The organism is Luteolibacter flavescens, assembly GCF_025950085.1.
Taxonomy (GTDB): domain Bacteria; phylum Verrucomicrobiota; class Verrucomicrobiia; order Verrucomicrobiales; family Akkermansiaceae; genus Haloferula; species Haloferula flavescens.
The window spans coordinates 1-2,194 of the sequence record NZ_JAPDDS010000032.1 but is presented as its reverse complement, the minus strand read 5'-3'; the positions used below and the strand labels follow the sequence as shown (position 1 = coordinate 2,194).

The 2,194-nt window shown below is 63.5% G+C and carries 2 protein-coding genes; both read right to left on the bottom strand.

The genetic code is table 11. The annotated features are described in order from the left end of the window. Positions 1 to 253 precede the first annotated feature (253 nt). Complete coding sequence (locus tag OKA04_RS24845; RefSeq protein ID WP_264503837.1) at positions 254 to 1,036, bottom strand: chlorophyll a-b binding protein; 783 nt, start codon at positions 1,034 to 1,036, stop codon at positions 254 to 256. Then, positions 1,015 to 2,194, bottom strand: a 1,180-nt coding sequence (locus OKA04_RS24840) for a class I fructose-bisphosphate aldolase (protein WP_264503836.1), incomplete at its 5' end; no start/stop codon positions are given. The genes OKA04_RS24845 and OKA04_RS24840, both read right to left, overlap by 22 nt.

Here is a 2,194-nt window from a genome sequence, read left to right as displayed (position 1 = left end):
CACCCTCTCTCCAATACTCGTACATCCATCCACGCGGTCCACACGAATACGTACAGATCTCACCCTCTCTCCAATACTCGTACATCCATCCACGCGGTCCACACGAATACGTACATCTATACGGTACACGTACGTACATCTACTGCACCGCGTACACACACGCACACTCTCCTGCAGAGACGCGCATCGTCGTCAACCTAGCTAGCTTAGCTGAAGGCGATGCGTCGCCATGGCAGCACGGCGGCGGCGGCGCTCACTTGCCGGGGACGAAGTTGGTGGCGTAGGCCCAGGCGTTGTTGTTGACGGGGTCGGCGAGGTGGTCGGCGAGGTTCTCGAGGGGGCCCTTGCCGGTGACGATGGCCTGGACGAAGAAGCCGAACATGGAGAACATGGCGAGGCGGCCGTTCTTGATCTCCTTCACCTTGAGCTCCGCGAACGCCTCGGGGTCATCGGCGAGGCCGAGCGGGTCGAAGGCGCCGCCGGGGTAGAGCGGGTCGACGACCTCGCCGAGCGGCCCGCCGGCGATGCGGTACCCCTCGACGGCGCCCATGAGCACCACCTGCACCGCCCAGATGGCGAGGATGCTCTGCGCGTGGATCAGGCTCGGGTTGCCGAGGTAGTCGAGCCCGCCCTCGCTGAAGATCTGCGAGCCCGCCTTGAACCACACGGCCTCGCCGAACTTGACGCCGTTCCGGGCGAGGAGCTCCGGGAAGACGCAGCCGAGCGCGCCCAGCATCGCCCACCGGGAGTGGATCACCTCCAGCTCCCGGTTCTTGGCGAACGTCTCCGGGTCGGCGGAGAGCCCCGCGGTGTCCCACCCGTAGTCGCCCGGGAACTCGCCGGTGAGGTAGCTCGGCGGCTCGCCGGAGAGCGGGCCGAGGTAGAGGACGCGGTCGGCGCCGTACCACGGGCTCCCCGACGACGCCGCCGGCTTGGGCTTCGCGGCGGTCTTGCGCATGGTGATCCGCGCCTCGCCGAAGAGCGCGGAGGAGGTCGACGGCGCCGCGCGGGCCATCACCGGGGAGGAGAGCGCCATGGTGGCCGCGGCCATTGATGCAGTGAGAGCGCCGCCTTCACGTTCTCCGGCTGCCCGCCCCACGTCTTGAGGCACGTGTTCTGCAGCGCCCTCGCGTACGAGAACGACACGTGCCACGGGTTGGGCCCCTGGTTCATCGCGTTCAGGTTCTGCGTCGCCTCCACCTCCGACTGCCCACCCGACAAGAACATGATGCCGGGGACGGCAGGGGGGATCCTTCTGTGGAGGAGCTTGAGGGTGTAGTCAGATACTTGCTCAGGGGTGGCCCTGTCCTTGCACTCGGCACCGGGTGTCACCATGCTTGGCTTGAGGAGGATGCCCTCGAACATCACATTGTTCTCGGCCATGTAGAAGAAGGTCTCCGCCCACACCTTCTGCGCCACCTCGAAGGTCCTGTCGATGCCATGCTCACCGTCGAGGAGGATCTCAGGCTCGACAATCGGCACCAGCCCGTTGTCCTGAGAAATGGCGGCGTAGCGGGCAAGGCCCCAGGCAGCCTCCTTCACGGCGAGTTCAGATGGGCCGTTGGGGATGCTGACAACAGTGCGCCACTTGGCGAAGCGAGCGCCCTGCTGGTAGTATGCCGCCTCGCGCGAGGCAAGGCCGTCGAGACCTTGGCACCATGACTCGTTGTTGGAGCCAGCAAGGGGCACAAGACCCTTGTCGACCTTGATACCTGGAACGATTTTCTGCTCAGTGAGGATGTCGACAATCTTCTTGCCATCTACAGTTGACTGGTACAGAGTCTCCTCGAAGAGGATAGCACCGGAGATGTACTGTCCCAAGCCCGGTGCGGTGACAAGGAGGGTCCGGTAAGCCTGGCGGTTGGCCTCGGTGTTCTCAAGGCCAATTGACGCAAGCCTCTTACCGCAGGTCGCGTTCGACTCATCCATGGCAAGGATACCCCTTCCTGGTGATGCAATGGTTTTCGCGGTCTTGACAAGCTCATCGTCGTAGGCACCAGCGCGGACAACCATGGAGACAGTCACCGGCTTGGGGGCGGCAGCCTGGCGGGTGGCACCCCATTCAGACTTCTTGGGAAGGAAAGATGACTTGAGGAGAGTAGCAGACGCCATTGCTTCCGGTTTCTCTGAAGGCAAAGGAGAGCAAGGTGCTACTACCCTCTCCTTGACACAGGCCTTTTCTTTGCAGTCTTTC